Here is a 16,030-nt window from a genome sequence, read left to right on the forward strand (position 1 = left end):
CCGCGGAACCAGGCGATCAGCGCCTCCGGCTCGCTCGCCACCTTGGCCTCGCGCAAAATCTTGCCGTTGGCATCAACAACACACACGCTCGAGCATTCCAATGACACGTCGATTCCGGCATAGTGGTTCATGGTCGTCTCTCCTCGATGCTTGGAGCGAGGTCCGTCCTCGACTCCGTTTACACCATCAGTGTGAGGGACGACCGCCTCCCAAGCCAGCCGCGCGACGCGCGCTACCACATTGCGCCGTAGCTAGCGCGGCTGGCTTGGGAGGCCTCGGGGCCCGTTACCCCATCTACAATTCACTTCCGCCGGGCCTTGTGGAACGCGCTGAGCACCGCGAGCGTCATCGCGGTGACGCCGGTCTCGATGGTCGGCTTCGGCACCGGCGCGAACAGCGGTGAATGATTTGACGGTACTGGCGGGCCGGCGCCGTTGCGTGCTGCGTCGATACGTTCCTGGTCATAGACGCCGATGTTGAACATCATCGACGGCACGCCTGCGCCGGCGAATTCGGAGAAATCCTCGCTGGCGGTCCCTGGCGGCGAAACTCTGAACTTGTCGCCAAATGCCACCTTCAACACTTCGGCCGCGGCGGCGACCACATCGGGATCGTTCATGACGGACTTGGTGCCCTCGACGATCCTGATATCCGGCGCAGGTGCGCCTGACATGGCGGCAGCGGCTTTTGCCGTCCGTTCGATCCCGGCATGCAGTTTGGTGCGAACTTCGGGTTTGAAGGAGCGAATGGTGCCGGATAGCTGCACGGAGTCGGGGATGATGTTTGGAGCGGTGCCGCCGTGAATGGCTCCGATGCTCACGACGCCGAATTCGTTCGGGTCTTTTTCACGGCTGATCACGCTTTGCACTTCGACAATGAAGCGTGCCGCAATGACCACGGGATCGACGGTCGTGTGCGGCGCCGAGCCGTGACCGCCGCGGCCGTGGAATGTCACGTCGAGACTATCGGCGGCGGACGAGCCGACCCCGGTACGATAGAAGCCCGTGCCATGAGAGAACGGACCGGCGTGCAGGGCAAACGCGATGTCGGGCTTGGGAAAGCGCGTGAACAGGCCATCCCGAATCATGGCACGCGCCCCAGCCACAATCTCTTCCGCCGGCTGGGCGATGAACATCAGCGTGCCGCGCCACTGGTCCTTCAGGCCAAGCAGCGTCTTCGCCGTTCCGACCCAGCTCGCCATGTGAATGTCGTGGCCGCAGCTATGGGCGACGAACACCTCCCGCCCATTCCAGTTAGCCTTGTCGCGGCTCGCATACTCGAGGCCGGTCTTCTCCTCCATCGGCAAGCCATCGAGCTCCGTGCGCACCATGATGGTGGGCCCGTCGCCGTTTCTGTAGATCGCGACCAGCCCGGTCTTGCCGACATTCTCGGTGACCTCGAACCCAAGCGCGCGCATCTCGGCGGCAAGCTTCGCGGCGGTTTTCACTTCCTGAAACGCTAGCTCGGGATGGGCGTGGATTTCCTTGTAGAGCACGTCGAGCTTTGGATAATCGCTTGCGAGCGAAGTCTCGATTGCCTTCTTCAGGCCGGGGACATCGAGCTCGGCGCGGGCAGGCAGCGAGGTCGTCGCGAATAGCGCGGCGGCTGCGGCTAACCAACTGACAAATCGCTTCATGGCTTGGCGTTCCTTCCGATTGGGTCGCAACGTGTTTAACAACCCGCTCAGCATGTCTGGCCTTGCCGCCTCAGCCAGCGCTTCGGCGTACCAGGACGGACAAGCCACGGGGAAGCTTTGGCGTAGCCGGGTGCCGGGCATCCACGTCCTTCTTCCAACCAAGACGTGGATGACCGGGACAAGCCCGGTCATCGCGGAGGTAGGGAAGCTACGACGGCATCCGGTGCATCGCGCAGATCTTGTTGCCGTCGAGATCGCGCAAATATGCGAGATAGAGTTTGCCGCCGACCCCCTCGCGAATGCCCGGCGGGTTTTCGCAAGTGGTGCCGCCATTGGCGATGCCGGCCGCATGCCATGCGTCAGCCTGCTCGGGTGAATCAGCCGCAAAGCCGATGGTGCCGCCGTTTGCCGGCGTTGCCGGCTGGCCGTTGATCGGCTTGGTCACCGAGAACACGCCGGTCTTGGTAAAATAGAAGATCCGGTGGCCGTCGACCTTGGCCGGCCGGACGCCAAGTGTGCCGAGCAGGGCATCATAAAACGCCTTGGCCTTTTCGAGGTCGTTGGTGCCGATCATCACATGCGAAAACATTGGTTCAATTCCTCCCAGTTTTGACGAGCAACCGCGATTACCTGGCTATCGCGAGGTGCGCGGAACAACCCCACGCGATGCTCGTTGCGGCAATGTAGACGGCGCTATTGGCGTTGTACAAGCAGGCGGGCGACAATCGGCGGGGTACGAGGTAGCCTGAGCCGCCAGATTACGTTTCGGTAACCCGGTCCCGGAAATTGGTTTCCACGGTAAAACGCGGCGCCTCGACGCACCATCGGCATCTTGCGGCGCCGCAGGGGCAGTTCCTACCTTTGGGATGCCAGCCGCGGCGTATCTGTCGCAGGCGGCAAGGAGACGACAATGAGCTACTTCAAGACTGCCATTCTGCTGGCCGGTCTTACCGGCCTCTTCATGGGCGTCGGCTATCTGATCGGCGGCGCCAGCGGCGCCGTGATCGCGCTCGTGATCGCCGCCGCGACCAACATCTTCGCCTACTGGAATTCGGACCGCATGGTGCTGTCGATGTACGGCGCCCATGAGGTCGACCAGCGCACCGCGCCCGATCTCTTCAATCTGGTAGCCGAGCTGGCCGGCCGCGCCGGCCTGCCGATGCCGCGCGTGTTCGTGATGGACGAGGCGCAGCCCAATGCGTTCGCCACCGGCCGCAATCCGCAGAACGCGGCGGTCGCCGTGACCACGGGCCTAGTGCAATCGCTCAGCCGCGAGGAGCTCGCCGGCGTGATCGCGCACGAGCTCGCGCATATCAGGAACCATGACACGCTGCTGATGACCATCACCGCGACCATCGCCGGCGCGATTTCGATGCTGGCGCAGTTCGGCATGTTCTTCGGCGGCAACCGCGACAACCACGGGCCCGGCATCATCGGCTCGATTGCCATGATGATCCTGGCGCCGCTCGGCGCCATGCTGGTGCAGATGGCGATCAGCCGTACCCGCGAATATGCCGCCGACGATATGGGCGCGCGCATCTGCGGCCAGCCGATGTGGCTTGCATCCGCCTTGAGCAAAATCGCGAGTGCCGCGCATGTGGTGCCCAACCCGGAAGCCGAGCGCAATCCGGCCACGGCGCACATGTTCATCATCAACCCGCTGTCGGGCCAGGGCATGGACAATCTGTTCACGACGCACCCGTCGACGGAGAACCGCATCGCCGCTCTTCAGCAGCTCGCGGCGGAGATGGGCGCGCATGGCGGAACGCTTTCCATGGGTACCCGCGGCAACTATCCGCGCCGCGGCCCGTGGGGCCGCCCCTCGGCCTCGCGCGGACCGTGGGGATAAGCTAAATAGAAGCGGAAATCGAGAAAGGCCCGTCACTGCGACGGGCCTTTCTTCAATGATACAGTATCCCGCAAAAGGGATCTTGGCGTGGAACGGTTGGACGACCTCGAAGCCTTCGTGGCGGTTGTCGAGAAGGGCAGCCAGGCGGCCGCCTCGCGCCACCTGCGGCGTCCGTTGCAATCGCTGAACCGGTCGCTGATCGCGCTGGAGCGTGCCGTCGGCGTGGAATTGGTGAAGCGGACGACACGGCGGTCGGAACCTACCGAAGCAGGAAAACTGTTCTACGAACGCATCAAGCCGGCGGTTGCCGAAATCATCGAGGCGCGGAACGAAGCCGCCAGCATTCGCGCCGAAGTGTCGGGGCCGCTGAAGATCGGCGCACCGGTGCTGTTCGCGTCAACCTATGTCGCCCCGATTATCGGCCGCTTTCTAAAACTCTATCCGAAGGTCGAGATCGAGCTGAAAGCGTCCGACGACCAGGTGGACCTCATTGCCGAAGGGCTCGACATGGCCGTTCGGATCGGCGAGTCCGTCGATGAACAGCTGACGGCGCGCCGGCTGCAGGCGCTACGTGTCGTGACATGCGGCGCGCCATCGTACTTCGCCCAGCATGGCATCCCGAAACATCCCAGCGAGCTCGAACATCATCAGTGCGTGTTGCGATCGGGGACGGGTCCGTCAGATAAATGGCCGTTTCGCATCGGCGGCAAGCTACAGAAGGTCAAGGTGTCAGGCCGCTTTCACTCGAACACCGCCGCGGCGATCCGTGCGGTCGCCGGGGAAGGCATCGGCCTTGCGCAACTGCCGCTCTGGCAGATCAGAGAGCTCGTCGAGCAGGGTGCACTGGCCATCGTCCTGCCGGAGTTCGAAACCGAGGGCATGCCGATCCAGCTGGTTTGGCCGCCGACCAAAGCGCCGCTGGAGCGCATGCGGCGCTTCACCGACTTCCTGGCGAACGGCCTCAAGGCCGAGCTGCTCTAAAGCGTGATGAAATTGGGATTGATTGCGCCCACGAAGAGGGTGAGCTCCCTCTCCCGCTTGCGGGGGAGGGCTGGGGTGGGGGTGTCTCCGCGGGCAACACTGCCCGGGTGGAGAGAGCCTCCACCCGGCGCTTCGCGCCGACCTCCCCCGCAAGCGGGAGAGGTGAAGTGCGTCTGCGGCCAAATCGATCTAATCAAAAATCACCATGCTCTAGTGCGCAGATCAGAATATCGCGTAGCCGGGGGTGAGCAGATCGGCCGGATCAAGGCGCCGCTTGATTTCGGCAAATCGCGCCCAGCTTGATCCAAAATGATCTTTCCAGTCGTCTTGCGACATCGGAAAGGCGCTGACCGGATAGTGCATTGCGCCGGCGCGCCGGAGCCGATCGTAGAGTGCGCGGTTCTGTGCGACCATGCGCTCGATCGCGGCGCGATCGTCGGAAGGTGGCACGCGGATGACGTTGAACGGAAAGACGACGCTCTCAGCGGGCAGGCGAACCAGCGGCGTGCGGCACGCGTTTGTCATCATGGGATAGCAGGTGATCCGCCCGAACGGTCCGATATCCGCTGGCGTCAATTCGTCAAGGATTTCGCGCGCGAGCTGCTCTGCATTGCTGCCGGGCAGGAACGCCAGCAGCCAGGGTTTTGGGGTAGTCCACTGGCCCTTCGATCGAAGCAGGGCTTCGAATTTTGCGAAGGCCGCGGCGTCTTCGCCGTAGGTAAGGTCGGTAATCACGGCGGCGCTGCGCGTATCTGACAATGCCTTGAGCAGGGCGCTGTCATCGGGAAGCCGGTTACCATTGTAAAAGACGGCTCCCTCGAGCTGATAGCGCCAGCCGCCGGCACCGTCGGGGAGGATCGCGCCCTGCAACTGGTCGAAGCGTTCTTCCGCCAGGGCGCGCCGCTGGTCGGCGATCAGTTCACTCAAGCCAGGATAAAACAGTTGAAAGCGGCGGACGCGCTCCGGCGCGCGCACCAGGCGCAAGGTCGCGCGCGTGATGATGCCGCATTGGCCGAGCCCGGCCCGGACTGCGTCAAAAGCGTTCGGATTCGATCCCACCGAACAGGTCAGTTCATGTCCATCGCCGGTCACGACATCCAGTTCGAGAACGTTGTCGGTCTGCATGCCGTATCGGGATGACGAGCCGCCAATGCCGCCGACAGCGATCGTGCCGCCTACCGACAGGCCGAGATAATTGGTCAGCACCGGCGGCGTCAGGCCTTGCGGCAGAGTGGCATCGAGCACGCTCTTCCACGTCGCGCCGGCATCGACCACGACGCGGTCCGGCCGGAGATCGCGGATCGAATTGAGCCTGCCCATATCGATCACGATGCCGTTTTCGCTCAGCGAGCGGCCATAGATCGAATGGCCCTGGCCGCGCGCTGCAACTTTCAGTCTCTCGGCTCTCGCAAGGCGCAATAGGCTGGCGACCTCCGCGCTTGATATCGGCTGCGCTACCGCGCGCGGCTCCCTATGAATCAGCCGCCCGAAATCCGTGCTTGCTTCGGCGCGATTGCCCTCGCGCGATGGCATTTCGGCCGCGCCGGCTGTGAAGTCCCAACTCTGCGATGTCGCGGCCGCGGCGACGCCAAGGCCAGCGCCCAGAAAGGTGCGTCTGTCGGATGTCATGAACGATCCTCCATCGCGGTGAGACGTTCCCAGCCGGATTACTTGGACGAAGCTGGCGCCGATGATTTCACGAAACAATCATCGCCTGGCGCGATGGACATTCCCGCAAACCGGGACAATCGAACGCAAATTGTAGGGTGGGTTAGCGAAGCGTAACCCACCATTCATCCGCGTAACGGCGGCGGATTACGCTTCGCTAATCCGCCCTACGGACTGCCGACTGATTTGCTCTCTCTCGCAAGGACATTTTCATGCGTCCGTCCGCGACAAACTGGCACGAGACCAAATCACTTCTGATTTTCAGAAATCATCAAGTCCCGGAATCAAAAATATTCCGCTTCCGTTTTTGCCCAAATCAGTCGCATAACTCCGCCCGTCTCACCGCAAGATGAGGGGCGGCGGCCACGTCACGAACGCGCGGTGAGATGCGATGGATGCAGATGGCGCGAGAGACGTTGCGCGCCGGATGCGTACGGCGAAGTCGTGTGGTTCGGGCGCCGCGGTGCTGGCGTTAAGTTCCCAAGAGCAGCGAAAGCCTCTCGGGGGCGATGGTGGCAATAAAGCCGTTCACCAGGAAGAGCACGAAGTAAGCCGTAAAGCCATTGCGCAGGGAAGGCCGGAGTGTTTCCGCTGTACCTGTATGCTCGTGTGCGTTTTCTTTATGCGCAACGGCACACGAGACCGCGGGTGCAGCCAGCACCCGGTCTTCCCTGCGCCCTCTGATCTTGATGAGGGGCAAAGACGATGCAAACCTCGGGCAGTTCATGTCGCGAGATCGCGAACGCATATTCAGTCGTCGTCACCCGCGAAGGCGGGTGATCCAGTATTCCAGAGGCAGCAGTGATAGAACCGATAAGCCGCGGCGTACTGGATGCCCCGCTTTCGCGGGGCATGACACGTGTTGGTGTGGCCGCGATGCCGCCACAAACTAAAACGCCGTATACCCGCCATCGATCACAAAACAGTCCGCCGTATGATACGACGACGCCTTGCTCATGATGTACACAGCGATGCCGCCGAAATCCTCGGGCTCGCCGAAGCGGCGGACCGGAATGCGCGGCATCACGTTGGCGACGAACTTGTCGTTCGCCATGATGCCGGCGGTCATGTCGCTCTTGATCCAGCCGGGGAGGATCGCGTTCGCAGTGACGCCGTGGCGCGCGAGCTCGACCGCGAGCGCGCGGCACAGCGCGTTCAGCGCCGCCTTCGTGCCGGCATAATGCTCGTTGCGCGCGGTGCCGAACAGCGATGCGAGGCTCGAGGTCGCAACCAGCCGGCCGAACTTGTCGCCAGCTTCGGCGCGTTCGGTCATGTGGCGGGCCGCGACCTGAAAGACATGGAAGACGCCGTCGAGATTGGTCGCGAACATGCGCCGCCATTCCTCCTCGGTGCGGTCGATGAAAGCGCGCCGCCCGCCGCCGCCGATACCGGCATTGGCAAAGCAGCCGTCGACGCGGCCGAAGGTATCGAGGGTCGCCTTCATCGCGGTTTTCACCGAAGCCGAATCCGAGACGTCGCAGACTTGGGTATGCACCTTGCCCGGCCCGGCCGACATGGTCGCTGCCGCCACCTTGTTCTTCTCCGCATTGCGCCCCCAGATCGAAACGTTGCAACCTTGCGCGTTCAGCGCCTGCGCGATGCCGAGGCCGATGCCGCCATTGCCGCCGGTGATCACGGCCGTGCGGCCGGTGAGGTCAAAGATGCTCATGAGACGTTTCCATTTGTTGGGTAAGCAGACCTGCGCCCGATGGCGGGCAGATGTTCTGGCGCAAGCATGGACAACGCCGTCAGGAAAATCAAATATGGGCGCGACATCATCAGGTCTTCCGCGCAGCGAAATAGCGCGTAAACACAAGTCATGAGGAAGCAATGCAGTTCAAGCACGTCACGCTCGATTTCGACGGCCCGGTCGCCGTTCTCAAGCTCGACCACCAGGAGGTCATGAACGCGGTCTCGATGGACATGCTGGGCGGTCTCGGCGACGCGCTCGACGCGATCGACGACAAGCGCGACGAGGTCCGCTGCCTGGTGCTGACGGGAGCGGGGCGGGCGTTCTGCACCGGCGCCAATCTGCAGGGCCGCAACAACCAGACATCAGGCAAGAGCAATGCCGGGCAATCGCTGGAAATCGGCTTCCATCCGTTCCTGCGGCGGCTGCGCCGCCTGCACTGCCCGATCGTCACGGCGGTCAACGGTCCGGCCGCCGGCGCCGGGATGAGCTTTGCATTGATGGGCGACATGATCCTGTGCGCGCGCTCGTCCTATTTCCTGCAGGCGTTCCGCCGCATCGGCCTGGTGCCGGATTGCGGCTCGACCTGGCTGTTGCCGCGGCTAGTCGGCAAGGCACGCTCGGTTGAATTGTCCCTGATGGGCGAGCGGCTACCGGCGGAGAAGGCGCTGGAATGGGGCCTCGTCAATCGCGTCTATGACGATAGCGTGCTGATGGAGGAGGCGATGAAGCTTGCGCATGAGCTCGCCAATGGTCCGACGGTCGCGCTGTCGCTGATCCGAAAACTCTATTGGGACACTTCGGAAAACTCGTTCGAGGAGCAGCTCAACCTCGAATATGAATCGCAACGCATCGCGGGCTCGACGGAAGATTTCAGGGAAGGCGTCACCGCGTTCCTTGAAAAGCGCCCCGCCAAGTTCAGGGGCAAATGATCGAGGACCAACTCGGACGCTGCGTCGCCTCCTGGTATCCGGGGGCGACTGGCGTCACCGGCGCCGCAAAGCTTTCCGGCGGCGCCAGCCAGGAAACCTGGACGTTCGACATCGTTCACCCGGACGGCAATGTCGGCGCAATCCTGCGCCGCGCGCCTCCGGGCTATGGCGCTTCGCCCGGGAGAGCGGCAGGTCTCGATGCCGAAGCTATCCTGATGCAGCTGGCGCACGACGCCGGCCTGCCGTCGCCGCGCGTGATGCATGTGCTGACGCCCGAGGATGAGCTCGGTCGTGGCTTCATCATGCAGCGGATCGAGGGCGAGACCATCGCGCGCAAGATTCTGCGTGACGAGCAGTTTGCCAAGGCGCGGCCGATTCTGGCGCGGCAGCTTGGCCGCGTCATCGCCGGTATTCACGGCCTGCCGAAGGCAAAACTGCCGAAGATGCGCGAGATGAGCGCGACCAAGGAGATCGCCGACCTCGAGCGGGAATACCGCAGCTTCAACTGGCCGCGTCCGGTGTTCGAGCTGGCGCTGCGCTGGCTGCGCGAGCGCGATCCCGGGCCATCGAAGGAGGTGACGCTGGTGCATGGCGATTTCCGCCACGGCAACCTCATCATCGGCCCCGACGGCGTCCGCGCGGTGCTGGACTGGGAGCTCGCGCATTTCGGCGATCCAATGGAAGATCTCGGCTGGATCTGCGTCAACTCCTGGCGCTTCGGCGAGATCGACAAGCCAGTCGGCGGCTTCGGCACGCGCGAAGAGCTGTTCGCGGGCTATGAGGAAACCGGGCGCAAGGTAGACCCCGCGCGCGTGATGTTCTGGGAAGTGATGGGCACGCTGCGCTGGGGCATCATGTGCTGCGGCATGATGCAGCGCTTCCGGCAAGGGCCCGATCATTCGATGGAGCGCGCCATGATCGGCCGCCGCTCGTCGGAGACGGAGATCGATCTATTGAGATTGCTTGCTCCGAGAGGAGGGTGAGATGCAGGACGAACCGACACCCACCGAACTGATCAAGGCCGTCGCGGATTTTCTCCGCAACGAGATCGCGCCAGAGATCAAGGGCCACAACGCCTTCAAGCTCCGCGTCGGTATCAACGCGCTGGACTTGGTCACGCGGCAATTGGCGCTGGAGCAGGGGAGTGATGCGGCCGAGTTGGCTCGGCTGAAGCGGTTGCTCGGCCTGGATGGGTCGCTGATCGAGCTCAACCGCGCGCTTTGCGAGAAGATCGCCAGCGGCGAGGTCGATCTGAACACGCCGGGCCTCGCCGAGCACCTCTGGCAGACCACGATGGACAAGCTCGCCGTCGATCAGCCGAATTATGCGTCGTACAAGAGGGAGTTGGGGAAATTGTTGGATGGGTAGAGCGAAGCGAAACCCATCAAGAGCATCGATGACGCGCCCAATGATGGGTTTCGCTGCGCTCCACCCATCCTACAGGAGTAGCGCTAACTCTCCGCCGTCATTGCGAGGAGCAAAGCGACGAAGCAATCCATCTCACCGCAAGCGGAAAAATGGATTGCTTCGCGGAGCCTGTCATCCGGCGGCGCTTTCGCGCCGACCGGGTGGCTCGCAATGACGTCGATAGAACGTCGCGATCCCTACCGCCCCAACCACTTCGGCGGCCGCTTCTCGGCAAACGCCTTCGGCCCCTCGATGTAGTCCTGCGACGCCGCCATCGCCTTCACCGCCGGATATTCCCGCTGCTCGGCGATCGCCTGCTCCAGCGATACCTCGAGGCCGCGCTGGATCGCCTGCTTGGAGGCGCGGATCGACATCGGCGAGTTCTTGCAGATCGTCTCTGCCCAGCGCTCCGCCGCGGCAAGCGCTTCGCCCTGCGGGACCACCTCATTGACGAAGCCGAGCTCGAGTCCCTCCTTGGCGGAGACGTGGCGCGCGGTGAGGATCATGCCCATGGCGCGCTTCAGTCCGATCTGGCGCGGCAGGCGATGCACGCCGCCGGCGAGCGCGGCGAGGCCGACGCGCGGCTCGGGGAGGGCAAACGTCGCGTTCTCCGCGGCGATGATGAGGTCGCAGGCCAGTGCGATCTCGAAACCGCCGCCCATCGCGACGCCGTTGACGGCGGCAATGATCGGCTTGTCGCAGTCGAAGCGCGAGGTGAGGCCGCCAAAGCCGCCCTTGTCCCAGCCGCGCTTGCCGCCCGCGGCCTGCCATTTTAAATCGTTGCCGGCGCAGAACGCCTTGTCGCCCGCGCCGGTGACGATCGCGACCCATTGCTCAGGATCGGCGGAAAAATCGTCGAACACCTTGTTGAGTTCGAAATGCGCATCGATATGCAACGCATTGTACACTTCGGGCCGGGACAGCGTGACGATGGTGATCGGCCCCTTGCGCGTCACCTTAGAGAATTTCAGGTCCATGTTGGCTCCCGTATTGATTTTCTGCCGAGAAGAATATTGGCCGCGATCATAGCGCGAGGCGAGCATCTGAAACCATCCAATTACGCAAGGCGCCCGCGCGTGCCAGGGACTGATCCGTTGCTTGACTTGGGCTTGGTCTTCTCAGCTAAATCAATCAGAGCAGGAGCGCTCCGTAGCGCCTAAACGCAAAAGCAATAAACGACATTTCCGGGAGAGACCGCCTTGGATTTCAACCTGCCTGCCGACCTCGTTGCTTATCTCGAGGAACTCGATCGCTTCATCGCGCGCGAAATCAAGCCGCTGGAAGAGGCCGACGACAACATCCGCTTCTTCGATCACCGCCGCGAATGGGCGCGCACCGATTTCGAGAAGGGTGGGTTGCCGCGGCAGGAATGGGAAGCGCTCTTGCGCAAGGCGAAGAATCTTGCCGACGCTGCCGGTCATCTGCGCTTCGCCATCCCGAAGCGTTACGGCGGCAAGGATGGTTCCAACCTTTGGATGGCTGTCATCCGCGAGCATTTTGCCTCGAAGGGACTTGGCCTGCACAATGATCTGCAGAACGAACATTCGATCGTCGGCAACCTGCCGATTGTCACCATGCTCGACCGCTACGGCTCAGATGCACAGAAGGCAATGATCGACGGCTCGATCACGGGCAAGTATCGCATCACCTTCGGCCTGACGGAGCCCAATCATGGTTCGGACGCGACCCATATGGAGACGAAGGCCGTTGAGGCGACCCGCGACAACGTCAAGGGCTGGATCATCAACGGCGAGAAGATGTGGACGACAGGCATGCATGTCGCCACCCATTGCGCGCTGTTTGCCCGTACCTCGGGCAATGACGGCGACGCGCGCGGCATCACCTGCTTCCTGGTGCCGGCGAAAAGCGAAGGCGTGAAGGTCGAGGAATATATGTGGACCTTCAACATGCCGACCGACCATCCGCGCGTCAGCTTCACCGACGTGTTCGTGCCTGAGGATGCGCTGTTCGGCGAAGTCGGCCGCGGCCTGTCGCTGGCGCAGTGCTTTGTGCACGAGAACCGGATCCGGCAGGCGGCGAGCTCGCTTGGGGCGGCGGTCTACTGCATCAACGAAAGCGTCAAATATGCGCGCGAGCGAAAGCCGTTCGGCAAGGCGCTGGCGGAGAACCAGGCGATCCAGTGGCCGCTGGTGGAACTGGCTACGCAGGCGGAGATGCTCAGGCTATTGATCCGCAAGACCGCGTGGGAGATGGACCAACTCACCCAGGCCCAGGTTGAGCATACGCTGTCCGATCGGGTCTCGATGTGCAACTACTGGGCAAACCGGCTGTGCTGCGAGGCTGCCGATCGCGCCATGCAGGTGCATGGCGGCATGGGTTATTCCAGGCACAAGCCGTTCGAACACATCTACCGCCACCACCGCCGCTACCGCATCACCGAAGGCAGCGAGGAAATCCAGAAGCGGAAGGTCGCGGGATTCCTGTTCGGCTACATGGGAGCGGGGAAACACTAGGAGGCGTCGATGGAAGGTGGATGCACATGCGGAAATATCCGCTACCGCCTGAGCGGCAAGCCAATTATCGTCCATGCCTGCCATTGCACCTGGTGCCAGCGGGAGACCGGCACCGTGCACGCGCTCAATGCGCTCTATGAGGCGGACAGGGTCGAGCACCTGAAGGCCGAGCCTGAGATCATCGATACACCGTCAGCCAGCGGTAAGGGCCAGAAGATCGCACGCTGCCCGGTCTGCAAGGTTTCGGTCTGGAGCAATTATCCGGGCTCCGGGCCCGCGGTGCGCTTCGTCCGCGTCGGCACCATGGATGATCCGACCCAGTGCCCGCCGGATGTTCACATCTTCACTTCCACCAAGCAGCCCTGGGTAACGCTGCCGCCGGGCGCCAAGGCGTTTGCCGAATTCTACAATCCGGCAGAGGTCTGGTCGGATGAAGCCAAAGCGCGCCACCGCGCGGCGCGCGAGCGGGCGAAGAAGTAAGCGTTGCTGTTCCCACCGTCATTGCGAGCCAACGGGTCGCGCGAATGCGCGCCCGATGACAGGCTCCGCGAAGCAATCCATCTCTCCGCGCGCGCAGAGGCATGGATTGCTTCGTCGCTTACGCTCCCTTGCGCAAACGCTACGCGTTTGTCGCAGGCATGACGGTGGCAACCTAATTCACCTGCCGGTCCTTGCCCGCCCAATACGGCTCGCGCAGATTCCGCCGCAAGATCTTCCCCGACGGATTGCGCGGCAACGCTTCCATGAAGTCGACCGACTTCGGCGTCTTGTAGCCGGCGATGCGTTCGCGGGTGAAATTGATGATGTCGGTGGCGCTCGCCTGCTTGCCGGGCTTCATCACCACGATCGCCTTGACAGCTTCGCCCCATTTGTCGTCGGGGATGCCGATCACCGCGGCCTCGGCAACGTCAGGATGATCGCAGATCGCGCTTTCAACCTCGGCCGGATAAATGTTCTCGCCGCCGGAGATGATCATGTCCTTGATGCGGTCGTGGATGTAGAGATAGCCATCCTCGTCCATGTAGCCGGCATCACCGGTACGCAGCCAGCCGTCGCTGCCGAGTGTCCTGGCGGTCGCCTCCGGCAGATTCCAGTAGCCCACCATGTTGGAGCCGGAGCGGGTGGCGATCTCGCCGACCTGGCGCGGCGGCAGGCGGTTGCCGTCGGGATCGAGGATCGCAAGCTCGATGCCCGGCAGCGCCTTGCCGGCGGAGCGCATGCGCTCCAGTCCCTCGACATGATCTTCGGGCGGCAGGGCAACGATGGTGCCGGTCGTCTCGGTCATCCCGTAGAGCTGCACGAAGCCGCACTTGAACACCTCGATGCACTCCTTCAGGAGGGCCGCCGGAATAGGCGAGGCGCCGTAGAGCATGTATTTCAAGCGGGAGAAATCGACCTGCCGCGCCCGCGGCTGACGCACCACGAATTGCATCGCCGCCGGCACCATGAAAAGTTTGGTAATTCCGGACTGCTCGAAGAAATCCAAAACCTTGGTCGGATCGAACTCGCGCGCGATCACGCCCTTGGCGCCATGATAGAGGCCCATCACGCCCCAGCCGGAGCCGCCGATGTGGAAGATCGGCATCGCGACCAGCGAGACGTCGTCCGCCGTCCACTTGTTCCATTCTGGCTTCTCGGCCTCGCTGCCCGCGTGCACCAGATTGAGGAAGTTGGCGTGCGACAGCATCGCGCCCTTGGGCTTGCCCGTGGTGCCCGACGTATAGAGCTGGATGGCGACATCCTTCGGACTGATCGGCACCTCCGGGTCGCCGGCGCTGGCCGCATCGCGCCAGGCCGTGAAATCCCGCCATTCCGGCGCGCCGCCTTCGGTCGTGATAACCGTGCGCACATCAGGCAGTTGCGACTTGATGTTGCGGGCCTGCGTAACGAATTCGGGTCCCACGAACAGCACCGGCGCCCTGCAGTCGCCGACGATGAAGGCGATCTCGGGACCGGCGAGGCGCCAGTTGACGGGAGCCATCACCACCTTGGCCTTCATCGCGCCCATCAACAGCTCGAAATAGATGTCGCTGTTCTTGCCGAGATAAGCGATCCGCTCGCCCGGCTTGACACCCATTGCAATCAGCGCGTTCGCAACGCGGTTGGTGTTGCTGTCGAACTCGGCGAACGTGGTTTGGCGTCCCTCGAATTCATAAGCGATCGCGTCGCCGCGGGTCTTGGCGCGTTCGCGTACCATGTCGGCAAGGTTCGTCAGTTGCTCAGGAGCGGACATGTCTCTCCCGTATCGTATTGTTGTCGTTGCGCGGAGTTTGGCGATATAGCGCGCGAAAAACAATACGGCAGGAGCTGGCGTTCCCCGGACGCAGCGCAACGCCTCGGCCGTGCGCTGCAGAGCCGGGGGTCTATCTTGCTTGTGGCTGGCAATGGGTCCCGGCTCAGCGGCGCAGCGTTACACGCTGCACCGCGTCCGGGACACGAGATCACCCGCGCGCGGCGCGGTCCTTCTCATTCTGCGCCTTGATCGACTCGCGCGCCTTGTTCCAGTCGTCATCGCTCCAGTCGCGCAACTGGTAGAAATTGCCGCCCATCGCGAGTGCCTGGCCGCCGTCCATGGCGATGGTCTCTCCGTTGATCCAGTCACAGCCGCCGGAGATCAGGAACACGGCGAGGTTCTGCAATTCCTCCATGGTGCCGACCCGGCCCATCGGGTTCTGCGCCCTGGTGCGCGCGCCGGCCTCATCGCCGGGCTTGATGCGCTTGCTCATGCCCTCGGTCGGGATTTCGCCCGGCGCAATGGTGTTGAGGCGGATGCCGTGTTTGCCCCATTCGACCGCAAGCGACATCGTCATGGCATGGATCGCCGATTTGCTCATCGCGGACGGCACCACGTAAGGCGAGCCGTTGCGCACCCAGGTTACGGTGATGGATACCACGTTGCCGCGCTGCTTGGCCGCGATCCAGCGCCGCCCCACTGCATGGGTCACGTAGAAGGTGCCGTGCATGACGATGTTGGCGACGGCATCAAAACCGCGCGGGGAGAGATCTTCCGAACGCGAAATGAAATTGCCGGCCGCGTTATTGATGAGATCGGTGAGGGGACCCGAGGCCCATATCTGTTCGATCATTTCGTCGACCGCCATCGCATTGCGGATGTCGATGCCGTGGCTGACGACACGCCCGCCATGCAGGTCCATCAGTTCGGTCGCGGTCTCGTCGCACACAATTTTGCGGCGGCCGCAGATGTGGACTTCGGCTCCCAGTTGCAGAAACCGCGCCGCCATGGACTTGCCGAGGCCGGTGCCGCCTCCGGTTACGAGGATGCGTCGCCCGGCGAGAAGCTGATCGTTGAACATCGTTTCCACCCACGGGATTGTCTGTTAATTGGTCGATTGACTAAAACCGGACAACGGCCTTTCTGTAAAGCGCCAAGAA

Annotated in this window: 14 protein-coding genes and 1 pseudogene; 7 read left to right on the forward strand and 8 right to left on the reverse strand. The window is 63.0% G+C overall.

Going from position 1 to position 16,030, the window contains the following annotated elements:
* From J6524_RS17205 to J6524_RS17215, 3 genes and pseudogenes are all read right to left on the reverse strand, one after another.
* Positions 1-131, reverse strand: a pseudogene (locus J6524_RS17205) (IS110 family transposase); the annotation flags it as partial.
* 170 nt (positions 132-301) lie between these two features.
* On the reverse strand, positions 302-1,636 hold the full coding sequence (locus J6524_RS17210; RefSeq protein ID WP_225672601.1) for an amidohydrolase: 1,335 nt from the start codon (positions 1,634-1,636) through the stop codon (positions 302-304).
* 208 nt (positions 1,637-1,844) lie between these two features.
* Positions 1,845-2,225, reverse strand: coding sequence for a VOC family protein (locus J6524_RS17215; protein ID WP_225672603.1), 381 nt, complete (start codon positions 2,223-2,225; stop codon positions 1,845-1,847).
* A gap of 321 nt (positions 2,226-2,546) precedes the next feature.
* Between J6524_RS17215 and htpX the strand changes: the two genes are divergently transcribed.
* A complete protein-coding gene (gene htpX / locus J6524_RS17220; protein WP_225672605.1) occupies positions 2,547-3,485 on the forward strand; it encodes a zinc metalloprotease HtpX in 939 nt (312 codons plus the stop codon).
* A gap of 87 nt (positions 3,486-3,572) precedes the next feature.
* The gene (locus J6524_RS17225) at positions 3,573-4,466 is read left to right on the forward strand and encodes a LysR family transcriptional regulator (RefSeq protein WP_225672607.1); all 894 of its coding nucleotides are present in this window, start codon (positions 3,573-3,575) and stop codon (positions 4,464-4,466) included.
* 222 nt (positions 4,467-4,688) lie between these two features.
* On the opposite strand, the gene J6524_RS17230 is transcribed toward J6524_RS17225, so the two are convergent.
* Together J6524_RS17230 and J6524_RS17235 are read right to left on the reverse strand one after the other, a co-directional pair.
* On the reverse strand, positions 4,689-6,095 hold the full coding sequence (locus tag J6524_RS17230) for an FAD-binding protein (protein ID WP_225672609.1): 1,407 nt from the start codon (positions 6,093-6,095) through the stop codon (positions 4,689-4,691).
* A 928-nt stretch (positions 6,096-7,023) separates the two neighbouring features.
* Positions 7,024-7,803 carry an SDR family NAD(P)-dependent oxidoreductase gene (locus J6524_RS17235; protein WP_225672611.1) on the reverse strand — a complete coding sequence of 260 codons (780 nt, stop codon included), beginning with the start codon at positions 7,801-7,803 and terminating at the stop codon, positions 7,024-7,026.
* 161 nt (positions 7,804-7,964) lie between these two features.
* On the opposite strand from J6524_RS17235, the gene J6524_RS17240 reads away from it, so the two are divergent.
* Genes J6524_RS17240 through J6524_RS17250 form a run of 3 tightly spaced genes read left to right on the forward strand, consistent with a single transcriptional unit; the run spans position 7,965 to position 10,124 of the window.
* Entirely contained in the window at positions 7,965-8,756 is a 792-nt protein-coding gene (locus J6524_RS17240) for an enoyl-CoA hydratase/isomerase (RefSeq protein ID WP_225672613.1), read from the forward strand.
* Positions 8,753-9,739, forward strand: a complete 987-nt coding sequence (locus J6524_RS17245) for a phosphotransferase family protein (protein WP_225672615.1) — start codon at positions 8,753-8,755, stop codon at positions 9,737-9,739. The genes J6524_RS17240 and J6524_RS17245 overlap by 4 nt, the downstream gene beginning before the upstream one ends.
* Before the next feature lies 1 nt (position 9,740).
* On the forward strand, positions 9,741-10,124 hold the full coding sequence (locus tag J6524_RS17250; protein WP_225672617.1) for a DUF6285 domain-containing protein: 384 nt from the start codon (positions 9,741-9,743) through the stop codon (positions 10,122-10,124).
* A 236-nt stretch (positions 10,125-10,360) separates the two neighbouring features.
* On the opposite strand, the gene J6524_RS17255 is transcribed toward J6524_RS17250, so the two are convergent.
* Positions 10,361-11,140, reverse strand: coding sequence for an enoyl-CoA hydratase-related protein (locus tag J6524_RS17255; RefSeq protein ID WP_225672619.1), 780 nt, complete (start codon positions 11,138-11,140; stop codon positions 10,361-10,363).
* Positions 11,141-11,362: 222 nt separating this feature from the next.
* Between J6524_RS17255 and J6524_RS17260 the strand changes: the two genes are divergently transcribed.
* Positions 11,363-12,637 carry an acyl-CoA dehydrogenase family protein gene (locus J6524_RS17260; RefSeq protein ID WP_225672621.1) on the forward strand — a complete coding sequence of 425 codons (1,275 nt, stop codon included), beginning with the start codon at positions 11,363-11,365 and terminating at the stop codon, positions 12,635-12,637.
* Between the two features lie 9 nt (positions 12,638-12,646).
* Positions 12,647-13,117: a GFA family protein gene (locus J6524_RS17265; RefSeq protein ID WP_225672623.1), complete on the forward strand. Its 471-nt coding sequence runs from the start codon at positions 12,647-12,649 to the stop codon at positions 13,115-13,117.
* Between the two features lie 172 nt (positions 13,118-13,289).
* Here J6524_RS17265 and J6524_RS17270 read toward each other — a convergent pair whose 3' ends face one another.
* Together J6524_RS17270 and J6524_RS17275 are read right to left on the reverse strand one after the other, a co-directional pair.
* Complete coding sequence (locus J6524_RS17270) at positions 13,290-14,870, reverse strand: fatty acid--CoA ligase (protein ID WP_225672625.1); 1,581 nt, start codon at positions 14,868-14,870, stop codon at positions 13,290-13,292.
* Positions 14,871-15,078: 208 nt separating this feature from the next.
* Positions 15,079-15,951 (reverse strand): SDR family oxidoreductase, encoded by an 873-nt coding sequence (locus J6524_RS17275; protein ID WP_225672627.1) that lies wholly within the window; start codon positions 15,949-15,951, stop codon positions 15,079-15,081.
* Between the last annotated feature and the right edge of the window lie 79 nt (positions 15,952-16,030).

Origin of the sequence: Bradyrhizobium hereditatis (genome assembly GCF_020329435.1) — a bacterium.
Lineage (GTDB): Bacteria > Pseudomonadota > Alphaproteobacteria > Rhizobiales > Xanthobacteraceae > Bradyrhizobium > Bradyrhizobium hereditatis.

Bases quoted from the DNA above. Each gene is read 5' to 3' on its own strand.
- J6524_RS17265 (WP_225672623.1), top strand. From the start codon at position 12,647: ATGGAAGGTGGATGCACATGCGGAAATATCCGCTACCGCCTGAGCGGC.
- J6524_RS17250 (WP_225672617.1), top strand. From the start codon at position 9,741: ATGCAGGACGAACCGACACCCACCGAACTGATCAAGGCCGTCGCGGAT.
- htpX (WP_225672605.1), top strand. From the start codon at position 2,547: ATGAGCTACTTCAAGACTGCCATTCTGCTGGCCGGTCTTACCGGCCTC.
- J6524_RS17230 (WP_225672609.1), bottom strand. From the start codon at position 6,095: ATGACATCCGACAGACGCACCTTTCTGGGCGCTGGCCTTGGCGTCGCC.
- J6524_RS17235 (WP_225672611.1), bottom strand. From the start codon at position 7,803: ATGAGCATCTTTGACCTCACCGGCCGCACGGCCGTGATCACCGGCGGC.
- J6524_RS17275 (WP_225672627.1), bottom strand. From the start codon at position 15,951: ATGTTCAACGATCAGCTTCTCGCCGGGCGACGCATCCTCGTAACCGGA.
- J6524_RS17270 (WP_225672625.1), bottom strand. From the start codon at position 14,870: ATGTCCGCTCCTGAGCAACTGACGAACCTTGCCGACATGGTACGCGAA.
- J6524_RS17245 (WP_225672615.1), top strand. From the start codon at position 8,753: ATGATCGAGGACCAACTCGGACGCTGCGTCGCCTCCTGGTATCCGGGG.
- J6524_RS17215 (WP_225672603.1), bottom strand. From the start codon at position 2,225: ATGTTTTCGCATGTGATGATCGGCACCAACGACCTCGAAAAGGCCAAG.
- J6524_RS17255 (WP_225672619.1), bottom strand. From the start codon at position 11,140: ATGGACCTGAAATTCTCTAAGGTGACGCGCAAGGGGCCGATCACCATC.
- J6524_RS17240 (WP_225672613.1), top strand. From the start codon at position 7,965: ATGCAGTTCAAGCACGTCACGCTCGATTTCGACGGCCCGGTCGCCGTT.
- J6524_RS17210 (WP_225672601.1), bottom strand. From the start codon at position 1,636: ATGAAGCGATTTGTCAGTTGGTTAGCCGCAGCCGCCGCGCTATTCGCG.